Source organism: Nocardia tengchongensis (assembly GCF_054781395.1).
This window is the reverse complement of the sequence record NZ_BAAGUM010000004.1, coordinates 746,552-765,144: the sequence shown is the minus strand read 5'-3', so window position 1 is coordinate 765,144 and position 18,593 is coordinate 746,552. Positions and strand designations below refer to the sequence as shown.

Genomic DNA, 18,593 nt, shown 5'->3' with positions numbered 1-18,593 from the left:
CGTCCTTGGCGGCCCGGATCACGCGCACGGCGATCTCGCCTCGGTTGGCTACGAGGACCTTGCGCAGGCCGTAACTCCCTTCCACGGAAACCGATTCGGCGCTCATGCCGCGGCCCAGCTGCGCGGCGGGACGAAGGCGCTCGCGCGCGGCGGCCCGATCCAGCGCACGGGAGCCACCGCGGGCGGGGCACTCTCCACGGAATTCGCGAGCGCGCTCACCAATGCGATGAGCAGGGCGGCGGTTTCGATGTCGTCGGGATTGCCGCGTTCGACGCGGACCAGGGGTGCTGTCATGTGCTTCTCGCTCTGCTCACTGGGGTGGGTTGCCATGCTTGCGAATCGGCAGGTCGGCGTGTTTGGTCCGCAGCATGGCGAGGCTGCGGATGAGCACCGAGCGGGTGTCGGCGGGATCGATCACGTCGTCGACCAGACCCCGCTCGGCGGCATAGTAGGGGTGCACCAGTTCCGAGCGATACTCGGCAATCTTGTTCTGCCGCATCGCCTCCGGATCCTTCGCGGCATTGATCTCACGGCGGAAGATCACGTTCGCGGCGGCCTCGGCGCCCATGACGGCGATCTCGTTGCTGGGCCAGGCCAGCGCCAGGTCCGCGCCGATCGACCGGGAATCCATGACGATGTACGCGCCGCCGTAGGACTTGCGCAGGACCACCGAGACCCGGGGGACCGTGGCGTTGCAGTAGGCGTAGAGCAGTTTGGCGCCGTGGCGGATGATCCCGCCGTGCTCCTGCGCGACACCGGGCAGAAAACCCGGCACGTCGATCAGCGTGACGAGCGGAATATTGAACGCGTCGCAGAGCTGCACGAACCGGGCGGCTTTCTCCGAGGCGGCGATGTCGAGCACCCCCGCGAGCATGTTCGGCTGATTGGCGACCACGCCCACCACGTGCCCGTCGAGGCGGGCGAAGGCGCACACCACATTCGCCGCCCACTGTTCGTGCACCTCGAAGATCTCGTGGTCGTCGACGATCTCCTCGATGACCGCGCGCACGTCGTAGGGTCGGTTCCCGTCGAGGGGGACCAGATCGTAGAGCGACTCGTTGCGCCGATCCGGGGGATCGGTGCACACCACCGTCGGCGGATGCTGACGATTGTTGGCCGGCAGCATCGACAGCAGATGCCGGACATCGTGCAGGCAGGAGGGTTCGTCGTCGTAGGTGAGATGGGTGACACCCGATGTGCGCGAATGGATGTCGGCCCCGCCCAGCTCGTTCATGGTGACCCGCTCGCCGGTCACCGCCGCCACCACGTCGGGTCCGGTGATGAATATCTGGGCCGTCTCCCGGATCATGAAGACGAAATCGGTGAGCGCGGGACTGTAGGCGGCGCCACCGGCGCAAGGTCCGAGGATGACGCTGATCTGCGGAATCACGCCGGAGGCCTTGGTGTTTCGCGCGAATATCCCACCGAAACCGGCCAGCGCGGTGACCCCTTCCTGGATGCGGGCCCCCGCACCGTCATAGAGCCCGACCAGCGGTGCGCCCGCGGCCAGCGCCAAATCCATGACCTTGTGAATCTTCTGCGCGTGCGCCTCGCCCAGCGCGCCACCCAGAATCCGGAAGTCCTGCGCGAACACGAACACCGTCCGCCCCTCGACGGTCCCCCAGCCGGTGACCACGCCGTCGGTGTGGTGACGCCGGTGCTCGAGCCCGAATCCTGTTGCCCGATGGCGTCGTAACGCCTCGATCTCCTGGAACGACCCAGGGTCCAGCAGCAGGTCGATCCGCTCGTAGGCGGTTAGCTTCCCCTTGTCGTACTGACGTTGCGTCGCGGCCGCATCGGGCCCGGCCAGTACCGATTGTTTGAGTTTGTCGAGCTCCTCGACGTGTTCACGCATGCCTGTCCTCGGTGGTGATCGGGAGTGGTCCGGAATCGGTTGGCGACCAACCACTTCCGGACTCCACTGCCTCCGAGTCTGACCCACGGGTCCTAGAGCGTCGCTCAAATGCAGAGGTCCCGACGGCTTTATGGTGTATACGTGATGCGTATTTGATTTGTCATTCATTCTCGATGCGTTGGCATAGCGGGTAGTCGATGGTTTGGGAACATTTGGGCTTTAACCATCAAATTACGGTTTGTTCACGAAGCTGATACCTGCCGACCGTTAGGCTGGAGTGGCCTCCAGTGCCGTGGGTATTGATTTCCCGCGCTTTGCCGGGAAAAGGTAGTAGGGAGCGCCCGTGACACAGCAAATCTATGCCCGTGTGCTAGGACCGCTAACGCTAGCGCTGCAGAACCGGAATGCCACACCGACGGCTCAGAAACAGCGGCAATTGCTCGCGCTGCTGCTCGTCCGGCATTCGACTGTCGTGCCGGTGTCCGCGATGATCGAGGAATTATGGAACGAGGATCCGCCACGCAGTGCCGTGACGGTGGTGCAGACGTATGTGCTCGGGATCAGGAAGCGCATGGCCGAGTTCCTGGACGTCGAGCACGGTGAGGTGGCGGACCGATACCTGCGCACCTGGAGCAAGGGGTATCTGTTCGACGCCCGCGACTGTGTGCTGGATGTCAGGGATTACCAGGTCATGGCCGAGGCCGCGCGCTGCGCGGCCGCGGTGGGTGACGATCGGCGGGCGGTCGAGCTGTACACCGCCTCGGAGGCCCTGTGGACCGGCCCGCCGCTGCTGGATGTGGAGGCCGGGAATCCGCTCACCGCGGAATTGACGCATCTCGAGCAATTGCGCTTGGTGAATCAGGAGCGGCGGATCGAGGCCCTGTTGCGATTGGGCGGTCATCGTGAGGCCTGCCCCGATCTGGCGAGATTGACCGCCGAGCAGCCGCTGCACGAGCGGATGCAGGCGTATTACATGTACGCGCTGTGTCGATCGGGGCAACGGTATAGAGCGCTCGAGGTCTATCACAATTTCGCCGAACTGATGCAGCGCGAACTCGGGCTCGACCCGTGCTGGCGACTTCGACAATTGCACCTGGATGTTCTCAATGCCTCCGACGAGTCGGTGGCTGATGTATTGGAGACACGGCATGCGGGCTATTTGATCGGCTGGAACGCGACCCCGAGGCTCGACAGGTCCGCCCGCCCTGCCTGATCACTTGTTCTCATTCTTCGATTCACCTCTATGACCTAGCGCTTGCCGGTGGCGTCGACCGGCGATTCCACCGTAGCCCCGCCCTCGGACGGGGCTACGCTGCTGTGTTCCTCCCCTGATCCTGTTGGCCGCGTGTGCCTTTCAGTGACGATCCTGTCAGCGACGGTCGCAGTCCCGGCTCGAGGACCGCTCGAGCCGGGAGCTAGAGCGGCCCTCGAGCCGGAGGCGAGACGCTGAAGCAGACATCGGAGCTTCGACAAGCATTCGGCGCGAAGGAGAATTGCTATGTACGCCAACACATTCGGGGGCATGCGGTGAGCCGGCGTGTGGTCGTCACCGGACTGGGTGTGCGGGCACCCGGTGGATCCGGCAAGGACGAATTCTGGAAGCTGTTGTCCGAAGGCCGCACCGCGACCCGGGCCATCAGCTTCTTCGACGCCGCACCGTATCGGTCCCGGGTAGCGGGCGAGGTCGATTTCGACGCGCTCGCGGAAGGGTTGTCGCCTCGCGAGATTCGGCGCATGGACCGCGCGGCGCAGTTCGCGGTGGTGTGCGCCCGCGAGGCGGTCGCCGACAGCGGCCTGGCGATCGAGTCGGTGAATCCGTTCCGCCTCGGGGTGAGCCTGGGCAGCGCGGTCGCCGCAGCGACCAGCCTCGAACAGGAGTACCTGGTGTTGTCGGACTCCGGCCGCAGCTGGGTGCTCGACGAAAAGCATCTGTCGCCCTACATGTTCGACTACATGGTGCCCAGCGTCATGCCCGCGGAGGTGGCCTGGAGCGTCGGGGCGGAGGGCCCGGTCGCCATGGTCTCCAACGGCTGCACCTCCGGCCTGGATTCGGTCGGGCACGCGGTGCAGCTGATCCGCGAGGGGTCGGCCGATGTGATGATCGCCGGCGCCGCCGACACCCCGATCACCCCGATCGTGGTGGCCTGCTTCGACGCGATTCGCGCGACCACCCCGCGCAACGACGATCCGGAGCACGCCTCGCGCCCGTTCGACAACTCCCGCAACGGTTTCGTGCTCGCCGAGGGCGCGGCCATGTTCGTGCTCGAGGAGTTCGAGAGCGCCCGCCGCCGGGGCGCCCGCATCTACGCGGAGGTCACTGGCTACGCGACGCGCTGCAACGCCTACCACATGACCGGTCTCAAGGCCGACGGCCGGGAGATGGCCGAGGCGATCCGGGTGGCCCTGGACGAATCCCGGGTCGATCCCACCGCGGTCGGCTACGTCAACGCGCACGGCTCCGGCACCCGGCAGAACGATCGGCACGAGACCGCCGCGGTCAAGCGCAGTCTCGGCGAGCACGCGTATCGGACGCCGATGAGCTCGATCAAGTCCATGGTCGGTCATTCGCTGGGCGCGATCGGTTCGGTGGAGATCGCCGCCTGTCTGCTGGCACTGGACTACCAGGTGGTGCCGCCCACGGCCAACCTGCACGAGCGCGATCCGGAATGCGATCTCGACTATGTGCCGCTGACGGCCCGCGATCACCGCATGGACACCGTACTGACGGTCGGCAGCGGGTTCGGCGGATTCCAGAGCGCCATGGTGCTGCGCCGCACGTCGGAGGTCGCGGCATGAGCGTCGTGACGGGAGTCGGCGTGATCGCGCCGAACGGGCTCGGTGCCGAACCCTTCTGGGAGGCGGTTCTGGCCGGTAGAGGCGGCATCGGGCCGCTCACCCGGTTCGACACCACCGGGTCGGGCGCGTGCCTGGCCGGGCAGATCGCGGATTTCCAGGCCGCGCAACATCTTCCGAGTCGGCTGCTGCCGCAGACCGACATCTCCACCCGACTCGCTCTGGTGGCGGCGCAGTGGGCGCTGGACGACGCGAAGGTCGACACCGCCGAACTGACCGATTACGACATGGGTGTGGTGACCGGAAACGCTTCGGGCGGTTTCGAATTCACCCATCGCGAGTTCAACAAGCTGTGGTCGATGGGCTCCGAGCATGTCAGCGTCTACGAGTCGTTCGCCTGGTTCTACGCGGTCAACACTGGGCAGATCTCCATCCGGCACGGCATGCGCGGACCCAGCAGCGCCCTGGTCGCCGAACAGGCCGGCGGCCTGGACGCGGTCGGGCACGCCCGGCGCACGGTGCGGCGCGGGACGCCCCTGGTGGTCACCGGGGGCGTGGATTCCGCACTGGACCCGTGGGGCTGGGCCTCCCACGTCGCGGGCGGCAGCCTCAGCACCGCGACCGATCCGGCGCGGGCCTATCTGCCTTTCGACGCCGAGGCCACCGGCAATGTGCCGGGGGAGGGCGGGGCGATGCTCGTGCTCGAGGATCCAGAGGCGGCACGGGCCCGGGGCGTGCCGCATGTCTACGGTGAAATCGCCGGGTACGCACAGACATTCGATCCGCCGTCGGACTCCGGTCGGCCGTCGGGTCAGCGGCGCGCGATCGAGCTGGCCCTGACCGACGCGGGTGTGACCCCCGCCGACGTCGATGTGGTGTTCGCCGACGCCGCGGGCCTACCCGAGCAGGATCGGGCGGAGGCGGCCGCCCTGGAAGCGGTGTTCGGCGCTGCCGGCGTGCCGGTCACGGCGACGAAACCCTTGACGGGACGGCTGTTCTCGGGCGCGGGGCCGCTCGACATCGTCACCGCCGTTCTGGCCATGCGGGATTCGGTGATCCCGCCCACGGCCGGCACCCTCACCCCGGCGCCGGAGTACCGGATCGACCTGGTCCGCGGGGACGCGCGGCCCGCCACCATCGAAACCGCCCTGGTGCTGGCCCGCGGCCGCTGGGGTTTCAACTCCGCTGTGGTGGTCCGCAGCGTCGACCAATGAGCTGTCGAACCAACGCAATACCCGAGCAACAGCACAATCGAGGAGCCAATCATGTCCATGACCATCGACGAACTGCGGCGAATTCTGGTGGAGTGCGCCGGCGGTGACGAGACCGCACCGGAGCTGGCCGGCGATATCGCCGAGGTCGAGTTCGAGGAACTCGGCTACGACTCGCTGGCCTTGATCGAGACGGCCTCGCGCATCGAGCGCGATTTCGGGGTGAAGGTCCCTGAAGACCGGCTCGTCGAGGTGAAGACCCCGGCCGAGCTGATCGGCATCGTCAACGGGCAGTTGGCGGGTGCGGTATGAGCATCTTCCGGATGAGTCATCACCGGGTCGTGGAGGCGGCGCTCCCCGACGTCTATCGCCTGGTCGCCGACGTCACCTACTGGCCGGTCATCTTCGAGCCCAGTGTGCTGGTGCGGCACCTGGATCGCTCGCCCACCGAGGAGCGGTTCCGGTTGTGGGCGACGGTCAACGGCGAGGTGAAGAACTGGACCTCCCGCCGGGAGTTCGTGGCCCGGCAGCATCGGATCACCTTCGAACAGGAGCGCAGCGCGGCGCCGATCGCCTCCATGGGCGGCCAGTGGACCTTCGAGGAGGTGGGGGCGCGCAGCACGAAAATCACGCTGGACCATCACTTCTCGGTGATCCCGGGTGGTGATCAAGCGGCGATCGCGGATGCGGTGGACCGTAACAGCGTCACCGAACTGGCCACTCTGGCCCGCATCGCGGAACTGGGATACCCGGTGTCGCAGGTGCTGCACACCTTCGAGGACAAGGTGGTCCTGGATGCGCCGGCCGCGGAACTCTACGACTTCGTCTATCGCAGCGACCGCTGGCCCGACCACGTCCCGCACGTCGGCCGGGTGGAGCTGACCGAGGACGAGCCCGGCGTGCAGCTCATGGAGATGGACACCGTCACCGCAGGCAGCGTCCCGCACACCACCCGTTCGATCCGCATCTGCGTGCCCGCCGAGCGCATCGACTACAAACAGCTGGTGCCGCCCGCCATGCTGTTCGGCCACAGTGGCAGTTGGGAATTCGCCGACAGCGGCGCGGGCGCCGTGGTCACCGCCCGGCACCTGGTCGCGATCAACCCCGAGGTGGCGCGCGAAACCCTCGGCGCGCACTCCACTCTCGTGGACGCGCGCGCCTATCTGGCCGAGGCGCTGGGCACCAACAGCCGCAACACCCTGCTGTGCGGGGTCCGGGAGGTCGCCGACCGCCGGGCCGAGACCACGAAGTCACCGCGATGACCGCCACCGGAGCCCGGCCCCTCGCGCGACCGGTGGTGCGCGAGGTGGCCGAGGACGTCTTCGCCTACACCCACGATCGCGGCGGGTGGTGTGTCAGCAATGCCGGGGTGGTCGCCGGGCGCGACGGCGCGCTGGTGATCGACACGCTCGCCACCGAGGGACGCACCCGCGCACTGGCCGAGTTCGTCGACCGGCATGCGGGCGGGCCGGGCCGCACCATCCTCAACACCCATCACCACGGGGACCACAATTTCGGCAATCACCAGTTCGGCGGCGCGGCGATCGTCGTCGCCCACGATCGGATCCGCCAGGCGATGATCGAGACCGGGCTGGCGTTGACCCAGCTGTGGCCGCAGGTGGACTGGGGCGATGTCCGAGTCACCCTGCCCACCATCACCTTCAGTGATCGGGTGACCGTCTGGGTGGGGGAGCGGCGCGTCGAACTCATCCATGTCGGGCCGGCCGCGCACACCACCAACGATGTGGTGGCCTGGCTGCCCGAGGAGAAGGTGCTCTTCGCCGGTGATGTCGTGATGTCCGGGGCCGCGCCGTTCTGCCTGTTCGGTTCGGTCCGCGGCACTCTCGACGCGATGCGCAAGCTCACCGCTCTCGGTGCGCGGACCGTGGTGGCCGGGCACGGTCCGGTGGCGGGTCCGGAGATCCTCACCCAGACCATCCGCTACCTGCACTGGATCGAAAACCTTGCGGCGGAGGGCAAGTCGCTGGGCCTGGCCCCGCTCGAGCTGGCGTCGCAGGTGGAGCTGGGCGAGTTCGGGGAGTTGATCGACGCCGAGCGGGTGGTGGGTAACCTGCACGTCGCCTACGCCGAGCTGGACAGCCCGGAAATCGGTGTGCCACTGGATGTCCTGGCCATTTTCGACGAGATGGTCACCTACAACGGCGGGCAGGTGCCGCAATGCTGGGCGTGAGCACCGAAGTCGTCGACGTGTGCGTGGCCGGTGGCGGCCCGGCCGGGTTGACGGCCGGGCTGCTGTTCGCCCGCGCCGGCGCGAATGTGCTGGTGCTGGAGAAGCATCCGGATTTTCTGCGCGACTTCCGCGGCGACACGGTGCATCCGTCGACGCTGATGGCGCTCGACGAGCTCGGGCTGGCGGAGGAGTTCCTGAAGCTCCCGCACGTCGAACTGCCGCAGTTGCCGATGGCGACGGCGATGGGACCGGTCACCTTCGCCGACTTCCGCCGGTTGCCGGGCCGATTCCCGTTCGTGGCCTTCATGCCGCAGTGGGATGTGCTCAACTTCCTGGCCGAATCCGCCCGCCGCTACCCCAATTTCCGGCTGATCCAACAGGCGGAGGTGACCGAGCTGATCGCGCACGACGGAACGGTGACCGGGCTGCGCGCGCGTACCCCCGAGGCGGTGTTCGAGGTGCGCAGCCGACTCGTCGTCGCCGCCGACGGGCGCAATTCGCTGGTGCGACACCATGATTTGCTCCAGGTCGCGGCCAGCCGCGCGCCCATGGATGTGCTGTGGTTCCGGGTGAGCAAGCCGGCGGGCGAACGTCTGCCGGCGGTGCGCAGCGGGCGGGACTTCTTCATCGTCTGCATCGATCGCGACGAATACCTACAGGTCGCCTACATGATTCCCAAGGGCGGCTTCGAGGCGGTGCGCGCGCGGGGGCTCGACGCGTTCCGGGCCGCGATCGCCGCCATCTACCCGTCGTTGACCGCGGCGCTGACGGTCGAGATCGACGACTGGGACGCGATCAAACCGCTCGATGTCCGGGTCGACCGGCTGCGGAACTGGTACCGGCCTGGCCTGCTGGCCATCGGTGATGCCGCCCATGCGATGTCCCCGGCCGGCGGGGTCGGGATCAACCTCGCCGTTCAGGACGCCATCGCCGCCGCCCGGCTGCTCGCACCGACCCTGCGGGACGGCCGCACACCCACCACCACCCAGTTGCGCGCGGTGCAGCGGCGCCGCGAATTGCCCATGCGCGTCGTGCAATTCGCGCAACTACGACTGCTCACCGATCTCTATCCGAGCGCCGAACGACCCGGTACCGACAAGCCGCTGCTGGCGCGGCTGCTGCGCCGGTTCCCCGGGCTGGCGCACGTGGTCGCGCGGGTCATCGGACTCGGTGTCCGGCCCGAACACGTGCCCTCGAAACCCCACGCACCCCGCCTCGAAGCGATGACACAGGAGAAGTGATGGCCACGTATCTGCTCGTTCCCGGTGCGTTCCACGGCGGTTGGGTCTGGCAGCGGGTGGCGCCGCTGCTGAGCGCCGCCGGCCACCGGGTGCTCACCCCCTCGCTGGTCGGCCTCGGCGAACGCGCCGAGTCGCTCGGCCCGGAGGTCGGGCTCGGCACCCACGTCCAGGATCTGGTCGAGCTGGTGCGCGCGGCCGAGTTGCGCGATCTCGTGCTGGTCGGTCACAGCTACGCCGGGATCGTCATCACCGCGCTCGCCGACGCGCTGCCCGATCGGGTGGCCGAGCTGGTCTATGTCGACACCTTCGTCCCCCGGGACGGTGAGGCGGTCGCGGACATCATGGCCCCCATGGTCGACGCCTTCGCCGCGCTGGCGGCCGAATTCGGTGACGGCTGGTGTGTTCCGCCGCAGACCGAGCCGATGGGCGACGGCGGGCTCTACGGGGTCACCGACGAATCGGATCTGAGCTGGCTGGTCTCGATGCTCACCCCGCAGTCGCTCGAGACGTTCACCGAGCCCATGGTGCTGCGCAATCCCGATGCGCTGCGGGAGATTCCGGTGACCCATGTCCACTGCACCGGGGGCGGGGCCGAGTTCCAGGCCATGCGCGCGGCCATGCCGCGCACCCTGCCGCCGGCGGATCTGCCCGCCGAGCGGCTGAAGCTGCTGCCGACCGGGCACGACTGCATGATCACCATGCCGCGCGAATTGGCCGGCCATCTGCTGGAATTGGCGGCACAGCCCTCGGCGGCGTCGTAGGTCAGCCCTCGGCGGCGTCGTAGGCCGCCCGCGCGTCGAGCACCGCCGCCAGATGCTGCTCGGACCATTGGCTGAGGCTGGTGAACACCGGCGAGAGGGTCTCGGCCAGCGCGGTGGCCTCGTACTCCACCCGCGGCGGCATCTCCGCGTAATAGGTGCGCACCAGCAGTCCGTCGCGTTCGAGCTGGCGCAGCCGCTGGGTCAGCACTTTCGGGGTGAGGCCCGGAATGCGTTGCAGCACTTCATTGAAACGCATCCGGCCGTGGTGGGTGAGCACCCACAGCACCTGCGTCGACCAGCGGCCGAAGAAGAGATCCACCACCGGCGTGATGGGGCAGGGGTCCACCGCGGTAAATGTGACGTCCGTCATAGCAACTCCTGCATGCTTTCCATTTGGTAACTACTATACTTTAGAAACTACTGTGTGACCAGGCGGTTCGATGAAGTTCGAAACCGAAAGGAGCACAGTGATGACCGTGACAGCAACCGACCGGCTCGGCCTCCCGCGACGCAGTGGCGAGCGGCCCCGGACCCGGCCGCACAATCCCCATCAACAGCTCTCCGATATCGCGCCCCCGGATCTGCAGGAAGCGCTGTGGGCGCGGATGATCACCCTGCCCGGTACGCAGATCGGCCGCAGCCGGGTCTCGCTGCCCGACACTCGCGCGCTGTATCTGCTGCCCGAGCTCGCCCACGGGCCCGAGCATGCCTTCGTGTCCGGAACCGAGTTCGCGCATCTGCACGGGCATGGCGACGGCAGCCTGCACCTGTGCCTGCCCGCGGCGGTCGCGGTCGAGGCCATCGAACAGGGCTGGGCCGAACAGCATCCGATGGCGCGGCGGGGATATCTGCCGCCGACGCTGCTGCTGGTGTACGGGCCGCGCGATACCGACGAGATGGCCGTGGTGTGGCGATTGATCCGGAACGCCTACGACTTCGCCTGCGGTATCCCGCGCACGTGATCGCGGTGCCTCGAGCGTGACTGTAGGGCGCGCAACCATCGTGGGGTCCATGACTGACCTAATCGGCACCTGGGAACTGCGCTCCTACTACGACATCGACGACAATGATGCCAAAAGCGAAGGCCCACTCGGTGATTCGCCGAGGGGCCTGCTGATCTACGAATCCTGCGGCCATATGTCGGTGAGCATGATGCGCACCGACGCCGCCGCCGCGGCCGTCCGGTTCATGGGCTACGCCGGCACCTGGCGGCTGCGCGGCGACGAGGTCGTGCATGCCATCAGAGTGTGCTCGAATCCGGCCTGGGCAGGCACCGAACAGGTCCGGCAGCTGACGCTGAGCGGCGATGAGCTCACACTCATCGGCGCCGCTCAGGTCGACGGCCGGACCCAGCGCCGAATTCTGTCCTGGCGCCGCACCATTCATCCTTGCTGACCATCCGGGCCAGGCCCGTCGACCAGCCGGTCGCGGCCGCAACGGCGCGAACGAGAACGGGGGATCGCCGACGTGCACCGGCACGCACATGGATCAGTAGTTGCCCAGTCCGCCACAGACATTCATCGCCTGGGCGGTGACGGCGGCGGCTCCCGGGCCGATCAGATAGTCGACCATGGCCGCCACCTCGGTGGGCTCGACGTAGCGCCCGATGGGGACGCGGGCGCTCACCCGGGCGTGTACCTCGTCGGTGTCGACACCCCAGATGTCCGAGTACACCTCCCGAACCCGTTCGGCCATGGGCGTTTCCACGAATCCGGGGCAGACGGCGTTGACCGTGATGCCGGTCTTGGCCAACTCCAGGCCCAGCGCCTTGGTGAAGCCGACGACGCCGTGTTTGGAGGCCGAATAGGGCGCGCCGTGCACCACGCCCTGTTTGCCGCCGGTGGAGGCGATGTTGACGATGCGGCCGCTGCCGCGTTCGAGCATGCCTCCGGCGGTGAGCGCGGCCTTGGTGGCGAAGAAGACGCTGTGCAGGTTGGTGTTGATCACGTCCAGCCACAACTCGTCGGCGATCTGTGCCGTTTCGCCGCCGCCGCTGCGGCCGGCATTGTTGACCAGGATGTCGACGGGCCCGAAGCGGTCGACGGCGGCGTCGACGTATTCGCGGACCTGGGTGGCGTCGCGGACATCGCAGGTGATGCCGTCCACCGCGTGTCCCTCGTCCTGCAATCGTTTGGTGGTGTCGAGCAGGCGCTGCTGATCGCGCGCGCAGATGAAAACCGAGATGCCCTGGGCGGCAAAGCTCTCGGTGATGGCGAGGCCCATTCCACTGGTCGCGCCGGTAACCAGCGCGACGCGTTGAGCTGCGGTCATTTCTCCTCCATCGATGGGGTGTCCGGTTCGGCGGGGCTGTTGCGGAATCAGCCTGGCCGCCAGACCTATAGCTCCGGTCAAACCGGCTCGACCAAGGCTCGAGCGGGGTCGGACACGGTGGACCGCAGTCGCGGCCCGCCGAATCGAGGCAGGCACAACAGCATTCGAGGAGCCAGCATGACCACCGTCGCCAGCCGCGCCGAGCTGTATGCCGAGGTCCAGCAGTTCTATGCCGACCAGATGCAGCGGCTCGACAACCGGGACATCCCGGGTTATGCGCAAACCTTCACCGAGGAAGCGGAATTCGAGCACACCCCGGGTCGGCCGCCGGCGCGTACCCGGGCTGGGATCATTGCCGACCTCGTCGCGTTCCACAAGCGCTTCGAAGCCGATCCCATGCAGCGGCGGCACTGGTTCGGCATGACCGATCTGCGGCCGCAGGACGACGGCAGCATCATCGCCACCTCCTACTGCCTGGTGGTGAAGATCCGCCCCGGCCGGGCGCCCGAGATCAACCCCAGCTGCGTGGTGCACGACGTGCTGGTGCGCCTCGACGGCGCTCTCCTCACCCGCTCCCGCCGAGTTTCCCACGACTGACCCGAAATCAGCCTGTCCCAAGGAGAATCACATGAGCACCGCCCAATCGGACACCCGGCTCGCCCTCGCCGCGGAAGCGCAGGATCTGCTCTTCCGCGAGGCCCGCACCGCTAACACCTTCACCGACGAACCGGTCACCAACGAGCAGTTCCGTGAGATCTACGAGCTGGCCAAGTTCGCCCCGACCTCGATGAACCAGCAGCCGCTGCGCATCGTCCTGGTCCGCACGCCCGAGGCTCGGGCGCGCCTGGTCACCCACATGCTCGACAACAACAAACCCAAGACGGCCACCGCCCCGCTGACCGCGATCCTGGCTGCCGATCTGAACTTCCACGACCATCTGCCGACGGTCTTCCCCCACGCCCCCGACGCGAAGGACTACTTCGCCGATCCGGAGGTGCGCGCCCACTCGGCCCGCTTCAACGCCCTCATCCAGGTCGGCTACTTCATCCTCGGCATCCGTTCCGCGGGCCTGGCCGCCGGACCGATGAATGGCTTCGACGCGGCCGGCGTCGACCGCGACTTCTTCCCCGCGGGTGATCTCGCATCCCTGGTCGTGGTCAATATCGGCAAGCCGGGCCCCGATGCCTGGTTCCCCCGTTCTCCCCGCCTCACCTACGACCAGGTCGTCACCGTGGTCTGATCCCGGCGAACCACCCGAAAGTATGGGGCGCGAACGGCCTTCGATACCGGGAGGCCGAGCAACCGCCGAGAACGGCCGGTCATCGCAGGTTTGCGGTGACCGGCCGTTCTCGTGCAATACACGTGCACAGGCCGAACGCCTCCAGCTTGCCGACTGCTACTGGACAGATAGGAGTGCCGCCCCCTGCTCGGACGCTCCGATTTGTCGACTGTGTCCTGCGTCGCTTTGCGGCAGATTAACTGCGATCAGTGAGGTCACGAGCAGGGAGTTGAGGCAGATGCATCTCGGAGCCGTCGTCGGCATCGTGGACGAGGATGAATTGGAGGCCGCGCCCCGGCTCGAATTCGATCCTGACTCCCAGCCGCCCAGTGCCAGGCTGGTCTGGCAGGGGGCACCGGCGTCGTTGACCGAGTTGATCGAGATTTTTTCTGCTTTGGGCCTGCATGTCGTCACGCATCAGGTGATGGTGGGGGAGCATCGATTCACGTTCCGGCCCACGGCTTTCGAGATGAACGAGCGGACCGCCGGGCAGCTTGCCGAGGCGTTCGGTGCCGCGACAGCGGGTGCGCTGGAAGTCGACGGGTTCACCGGCCTCATCGCCACTGCGGGGCTGGATTGGCAGGACGCGATCCTGGTGCGGGCCGCGTGCCGCTATCTGCGGCAGGCCGGATTGCGACTGGGTGAGCCGCGGATCGCTGAAATCCTTGCCGTGCATCCGAGTTTCGTGCGCGCTTTCGTGACTCTGTTCCAGGCCCGGTTCGATCCCGCACTGGCCGGCCATTCCGAAATCGTGGAGGCCGCCGCGGGGGAGACCAAGCGTCTGCTGGAAGCTGCGACGACGCTGACCGAAGATCAGCTGCTCCGTGGGATGGCCACGTTCTGCACAGCGGTATTGCGCACCAACTGGTTTCAGCCGGGTCGTGCGGTGGCGGCCTTCAAGCTCGATCCGTCCCGATTGTCGCTGCCGGCTCAGATCACCCCCTATCGTGAGATCTTCGTGCACTCCACGCGGGTGGAGGGCAGTCACGTGCGCGGCGGTGCGATCGCCCGCGGCGGCCTGCGCTGGTCCGATCGGGTCGATGACTTCCGCACCGAGGTGCTGGGCCTGATGAAGACCCAGACGGTGAAGAACTCGGTGATCGTGCCGATGGGCGCCAAGGGTGCGTTCGTGGTTCGCGGACCCAGGACCGATCCCGTGTCGGTCGAGTCCGCGTACGCCGACTTCATCGGCGGTCTGCTCGATGTCACCGACAATATCGTGGACGGTGTCAGCGTCGGGCCCGCGCACACCGTCGTCTACGACGACCCGGATTCGTACCTCGTCGTCGCGGCGGACAAGGGCACCGCGCGCTTCTCGGACCTGGCCAATTCCATTGCCGTGCAGCGCGGTTTCTGGCTCGGCGACGCGTTCGCCTCGGGTGGATCGACCGGGTACGACCACAAGGTCATGGGCATCACCGCGCGTGGCGCGTGGCGCTCGATTCGGCAGCATTTCGCCGAACTCGGCATCGACCCGGAGACCCAGCCCTTCACCGTGACCGGCATCGGCGACATGTCGGGCGACGTGTTCGGCAACGGAATGCTCGAAACCGACCAGATTCGCTTGGTCGCCGCCTTCGACCACCGGCACATCTTCCTCGACCCCGACCCGGATCCGATGCTCTCGTACCAGGAACGTCACCGCCTCGCCGGATTGGAACGCAGCAGCTGGGCGGACTACGACCGCACGCTCATCTCCCAGGGCGGCGGCGTGTGGCCGCGCACCGCGAAGTCGGTGCCGCTGTCCCCGGAAGTCCGCCGGCGGCTCGGCATCACCGCGACGGAGCTGCCCGCGCCCGAATTGATCCGGGCGGTGCTCGCCGCGGACGTGGACCTGCTGTTCAACGGCGGCATCGGCACCTATGTGCGGGCGCGGGGGGAGCAGGACGCCGAGGTCGCGGACCCGTCCAATGACGAGGTGCGGGTGACCGCGGATCGATTGCGCTGCCGGGTGATCGGCGAGGGCGGCAATCTGGGCCTCACCCAGCAGGCGCGGATCGAATTCGCGGTCGCGGGCGGCAAGGTGAACGCCGACTTCATCGACAACGCGGCCGGTGTGGCCACCTCGGACCGCGAGGTGAACCTCAAGATCGCGCTGGATTCCGCGGTGGCCGAGGGCCTGTCGACCGTCGCCGAACGCAACGAGCTGCTGGCGGCCAACGCGGAGGCGGTGGCGGCGGCGGTGCTCGCCGACTGCGATCGGCAGGCCCTCGCGATCAGTCTCGCCGAGGCGCACGCCCCCTTCCTCATCGACCGGCACGGCCGCCTCATCGAGAATCTGGAGCAGGCCACCGATCTCGACCGCGCCGCCGAGTTCCTGCCCGCCGCAGCGGATCTCGCGGACCGCCGCCGCGCGGGCACCGGCCTGGTGCGGCCGGAGATCGCGGTGCTGCTGGCCACGGCCAAGAACCTCGTCCGCGATGAACTGCTCGCGTCGGACGCCCTGACCGATCCCGTCGTGGCCGGAACACTGGCGGGCTACTTCCCCGACCGGATTCGCACCCTGCTCGGTGATCGTCTCCTGCAAGAGCATCCGGTGGCCCGGGAGATCGTGGCGGTCGCCGCGGCCAACCAGGTGATCAACCGGGTCGGCCCCGGCATGATCCACCGCCTCGAGGAGCGTCTGGGCGCGGGCACCCCGCAGATCGTGCTGGCCTGCACCGTCGTCGACACGCTGCTCGATGTGGACCGCTGGTGGCGCGAGGCCCTCACCGTGCCCGGGGTATCCCCGCAGGTCCGGATGGGCATCCTCATCGGCATCCAAGACGCCGTGGAAGAGTCCACCGCATGGCTGCTCACCCATCGAGCCGCCGACACCTGGGCCGCCGAAAGCGACCGCCACGCACCGTTCATCGCCGAGCTGATGACCGTGCTGCCGCGCCCGGGCGGACACCTGGGCCGCGACCTGGCCAACCTGCGCTTGCTGGCCCAGGCGCTCCCGCTGAGCGACACCGCCCACCGCATGCGGCTTCCGGTGGCTCTGGTGACCCAGACCTATCGGGAACTCGGCGAGGTGATCGGACTCGATTGGCTGGCAACGACTTTCGCCACGACTCGCACATCCGACCACTGGGAGGCACTGGCCGCGGCGGTCCTGGCCGACGAACTCCACTCCCGATGGCATGCCCTGGCGGCCGCGGTGCTGTCCGCGGCCGGGCCTGCGGATTCGGCCCGCGACCATGTCGGCACCTGGAAGTCGACCCCTGCTGCCGAGCGCCTGATCGCGTTGGTGGCACGTCTACGCCGTTCCGGCACAGCCGATATCGCGCGACTGTGCGTGGTCAACGCGGAACTGGCGGCCACGGCCGTCGCCGGCATCGAGTAGCGGCGCGGCGGTCGGATCAGCCGCGGGCGACGACCGCCAGCAGCAGTTCGGCGCGCACCAGGGCTTGGTCGAGGCTGCAGCCCAGGATCGATTCGATCCTGGCCACCCGGCTGCGCAGGGTGTGCCGGTGCACGCCGAGAGCCGTTGCGGCGGTTTCCCATTGGCCGTGCGCCTCCAGGTAGGCGCGCAGCGACACGATGAGGTCGGTGCCGTGGCGGTCGTCGTAGTCGACGAGGGGCTGCAGCATCGCCTCGGAGACCGAGCTCAGCACGCGCTGGGCTTCCGGGAAGGCCAGCAGGGCATGTCCCGCGAGGGCCGCCAGCTCCAAAGGGCGAGCGCCGGGCATGGCCGCCGACGCGGCCAACTCGGCGTGTTCGACCGCGGCGGGGAAGCGGCGCAGGGGGTGCGGGGAGCTCAGGCCGGCCCGCATCGCGGCGCGGATCTGCGGCGGAATGCCGGCGAGGAGTTGTTCCGCGGTGTCCTCGGTCTCGGAGCCGGGGAGCAGGACGGCGACGCGGTCGCCCTTAGTGTGCGCGAAGAGCTGCTGGTTGAGCGGACGCAGCCGAGCGTCGACGGATTCGAGCGTCTCGGGCACGGCGTCGGGCCCGGAGCAGCGCAGGACGAGGGCGCGGACGCGCCCGGTGCGGTCGGCGGCGGGGGCCAGGTGCTGCCACATGTTCTCGGGGTCGCCCGGTTGCTGCAGCAGCATCGAGATCGCTTGGGAGTTCAAGTGGTTCTGGGCGATTCGCAGGCGGGCAGGCTTCTCGAAGTCGAGGGCGAGCAGTGAACTGGCGTGACCGAGCAGCACCTGATCGACCGGACCGAGCGCGGTGGCGCTGACCACCGCGAGGTGACCGTGCACCGTGTGCCCGGCACTGATGGTCTGCACCACGATGTACTGCCCGGTGTCGACCTGGATGGCGCCGCTGCCCGCGCCCTCGCCGTGGGTCCTGAGGAACTCGTCGATGCGGCTCGAGATCTCGGCGTCGGGCCGCTGCGGGTGCGCCTCGGTGACGGTGTGGTCCACGCCGATGATGGCGACGGTGGCCGACAAGGCCGCAGACAGCTCCTTGACGACCGCCCGGGCCCCCTGGATGGCCGCCCGGGTCATGCGCGGCTGCGCCCGGGACGCGCGCAGCACCTTCTCGTACTCTTGCTCGGCCAGCCGCTGCATGACCTTCTTGGTGATGGCCCCGAACGGTGTCGGCAGCGGCACCTCGAACAAGGGCAACCCGATCCGGTCGGCGGCGTCCACCAGATCCGCGGGCACCGTCTCGTGCGAGAGCCCGACGCCGAATCCGACCCCGGCGACGCCGGCCGAACCGAGGTCCTCGAAGTACCGCAGACGATCGGCGCGACTCAGTGGCAAACCCATGCCGGTGGTCAGCACCAGTTCGCCCCCGGACAGCCACTGCTGGGGTTCGGCCAGCTCCGAGGTCAGGACCAGGTTGATAACGCGTCCGAGGCCGTCGGCGCCGCCTTTGAGCACCAGGCCCAGCTCAGGCTGCGACAGTACCCATCGGACCGGAATTCCTGTGTTCACAGCGCTCCATCAGCAATCTGGACAAATTGTCGAAAGTTGATTGTGGCCACACGCCGGTGTGGAGGGTGACGCGGGGGTGTGTTGCGCAGCACACTAGCTGGCAACCACCTAGCACGCATATTC

At 67.9% G+C, this 18,593-nt stretch carries 19 protein-coding genes; 13 read left to right on the top strand and 6 right to left on the bottom strand.

What is annotated here, in order from left to right; genetic code table 11:
- From ACYVKL_RS08795 to ACYVKL_RS08785, 3 genes are all read right to left on the bottom strand, one after another.
- On the bottom strand, window positions 1–106 hold a 106-nt coding region (locus ACYVKL_RS08795; protein ID WP_460771567.1), incomplete at its 3' end, for a biotin carboxylase N-terminal domain-containing protein.
- A complete protein-coding gene (locus ACYVKL_RS08790) occupies window positions 103–294 on the bottom strand; it encodes an acyl-CoA carboxylase epsilon subunit (protein ID WP_364623689.1) in 192 nt (63 codons plus the stop codon). The genes ACYVKL_RS08795 and ACYVKL_RS08790, both read right to left, overlap by 4 nt.
- A gap of 16 nt (window positions 295–310) precedes the next feature.
- Window positions 311–1,855, bottom strand: coding sequence for an acyl-CoA carboxylase subunit beta (locus ACYVKL_RS08785; protein ID WP_379169838.1), 1,545 nt, complete (start codon window positions 1,853–1,855; stop codon window positions 311–313).
- Between the two features lie 487 nt (window positions 1,856–2,342).
- Between ACYVKL_RS08785 and ACYVKL_RS08780 the strand changes: the two genes are divergently transcribed.
- From ACYVKL_RS08780 to ACYVKL_RS08745, 8 genes are all read left to right on the top strand, one after another.
- Window positions 2,343–3,068 carry an AfsR/SARP family transcriptional regulator gene (locus ACYVKL_RS08780; protein WP_379169893.1) on the top strand — a complete coding sequence of 242 codons (726 nt, stop codon included), beginning with the start codon at window positions 2,343–2,345 and terminating at the stop codon, window positions 3,066–3,068.
- A gap of 314 nt (window positions 3,069–3,382) precedes the next feature.
- Window positions 3,383–4,651, top strand: a complete 1,269-nt coding sequence (locus ACYVKL_RS08775; protein ID WP_281423426.1) for a beta-ketoacyl-[acyl-carrier-protein] synthase family protein — start codon at window positions 3,383–3,385, stop codon at window positions 4,649–4,651.
- Window positions 4,648–5,862 carry a ketosynthase chain-length factor gene (locus ACYVKL_RS08770; RefSeq protein WP_379169836.1) on the top strand — a complete coding sequence of 405 codons (1,215 nt, stop codon included), beginning with the start codon at window positions 4,648–4,650 and terminating at the stop codon, window positions 5,860–5,862. The genes ACYVKL_RS08775 and ACYVKL_RS08770 overlap by 4 nt, the downstream gene beginning before the upstream one ends.
- Before the next feature lie 51 nt (window positions 5,863–5,913).
- Complete coding sequence (locus tag ACYVKL_RS08765) at window positions 5,914–6,171, top strand: acyl carrier protein (protein WP_213556494.1); 258 nt, start codon at window positions 5,914–5,916, stop codon at window positions 6,169–6,171.
- An 11-nt stretch (window positions 6,172–6,182) separates the two neighbouring features.
- Window positions 6,183–7,121: an aromatase/cyclase gene (locus ACYVKL_RS08760; RefSeq protein ID WP_379169834.1), complete on the top strand. Its 939-nt coding sequence runs from the start codon at window positions 6,183–6,185 to the stop codon at window positions 7,119–7,121.
- On the top strand, window positions 7,118–8,050 hold the full coding sequence (locus ACYVKL_RS08755; protein ID WP_379169832.1) for an MBL fold metallo-hydrolase: 933 nt from the start codon (window positions 7,118–7,120) through the stop codon (window positions 8,048–8,050). The genes ACYVKL_RS08760 and ACYVKL_RS08755 overlap by 4 nt, the downstream gene beginning before the upstream one ends.
- The gene (locus tag ACYVKL_RS08750) at window positions 8,047–9,291 is read left to right on the top strand and encodes an FAD-dependent oxidoreductase (protein WP_379169830.1); all 1,245 of its coding nucleotides are present in this window, start codon (window positions 8,047–8,049) and stop codon (window positions 9,289–9,291) included. Before ACYVKL_RS08755 ends, ACYVKL_RS08750 begins: the two co-directional genes overlap by 4 nt.
- The gene (locus tag ACYVKL_RS08745; RefSeq protein WP_379169828.1) at window positions 9,291–10,052 is read left to right on the top strand and encodes an alpha/beta fold hydrolase; all 762 of its coding nucleotides are present in this window, start codon (window positions 9,291–9,293) and stop codon (window positions 10,050–10,052) included. Before ACYVKL_RS08750 ends, ACYVKL_RS08745 begins: the two co-directional genes overlap by 1 nt.
- 1 nt (window position 10,053) lies before the next feature.
- On the opposite strand, the gene ACYVKL_RS08740 is transcribed toward ACYVKL_RS08745, so the two are convergent.
- Window positions 10,054–10,422: a winged helix-turn-helix transcriptional regulator gene (locus ACYVKL_RS08740; protein ID WP_379169826.1), complete on the bottom strand. Its 369-nt coding sequence runs from the start codon at window positions 10,420–10,422 to the stop codon at window positions 10,054–10,056.
- Between the two features lie 100 nt (window positions 10,423–10,522).
- On the opposite strand from ACYVKL_RS08740, the gene ACYVKL_RS08735 reads away from it, so the two are divergent.
- The gene (locus ACYVKL_RS08735) at window positions 10,523–11,014 is read left to right on the top strand and encodes a luciferase domain-containing protein (RefSeq protein ID WP_379169824.1); all 492 of its coding nucleotides are present in this window, start codon (window positions 10,523–10,525) and stop codon (window positions 11,012–11,014) included.
- Window positions 11,015–11,063: 49 nt separating this feature from the next.
- Window positions 11,064–11,447 carry a lipocalin-like domain-containing protein gene (locus ACYVKL_RS08730; protein WP_379169822.1) on the top strand — a complete coding sequence of 128 codons (384 nt, stop codon included), beginning with the start codon at window positions 11,064–11,066 and terminating at the stop codon, window positions 11,445–11,447.
- Window positions 11,448–11,540: 93 nt separating this feature from the next.
- Here the strand turns inward: ACYVKL_RS08730 and ACYVKL_RS08725 are convergent, their stop codons facing one another.
- The gene (locus ACYVKL_RS08725) at window positions 11,541–12,323 is read right to left on the bottom strand and encodes an SDR family NAD(P)-dependent oxidoreductase (protein ID WP_379169820.1); all 783 of its coding nucleotides are present in this window, start codon (window positions 12,321–12,323) and stop codon (window positions 11,541–11,543) included.
- Window positions 12,324–12,500: 177 nt separating this feature from the next.
- On the opposite strand from ACYVKL_RS08725, the gene ACYVKL_RS08720 reads away from it, so the two are divergent.
- The 3 genes from ACYVKL_RS08720 to ACYVKL_RS08710 all read left to right on the top strand — a co-directional run bounded on the left by ACYVKL_RS08720 (window position 12,501) and on the right by ACYVKL_RS08710 (window position 16,927).
- Window positions 12,501–12,920: a nuclear transport factor 2 family protein gene (locus tag ACYVKL_RS08720; RefSeq protein WP_213556485.1), complete on the top strand. Its 420-nt coding sequence runs from the start codon at window positions 12,501–12,503 to the stop codon at window positions 12,918–12,920.
- A gap of 31 nt (window positions 12,921–12,951) precedes the next feature.
- Window positions 12,952–13,563 (top strand): malonic semialdehyde reductase, encoded by a 612-nt coding sequence (locus ACYVKL_RS08715; RefSeq protein WP_379169818.1) that lies wholly within the window; start codon window positions 12,952–12,954, stop codon window positions 13,561–13,563.
- Window positions 13,564–13,840: 277 nt separating this feature from the next.
- The gene (locus ACYVKL_RS08710; RefSeq protein WP_379169816.1) at window positions 13,841–16,927 is read left to right on the top strand and encodes an NAD-glutamate dehydrogenase domain-containing protein; all 3,087 of its coding nucleotides are present in this window, start codon (window positions 13,841–13,843) and stop codon (window positions 16,925–16,927) included.
- A gap of 16 nt (window positions 16,928–16,943) precedes the next feature.
- On the opposite strand, the gene ACYVKL_RS08705 is transcribed toward ACYVKL_RS08710, so the two are convergent.
- Window positions 16,944–18,470: a PucR family transcriptional regulator gene (locus tag ACYVKL_RS08705; protein WP_379169814.1), complete on the bottom strand. Its 1,527-nt coding sequence runs from the start codon at window positions 18,468–18,470 to the stop codon at window positions 16,944–16,946.
- Window positions 18,471–18,593: the final 123 nt, after the last annotated feature.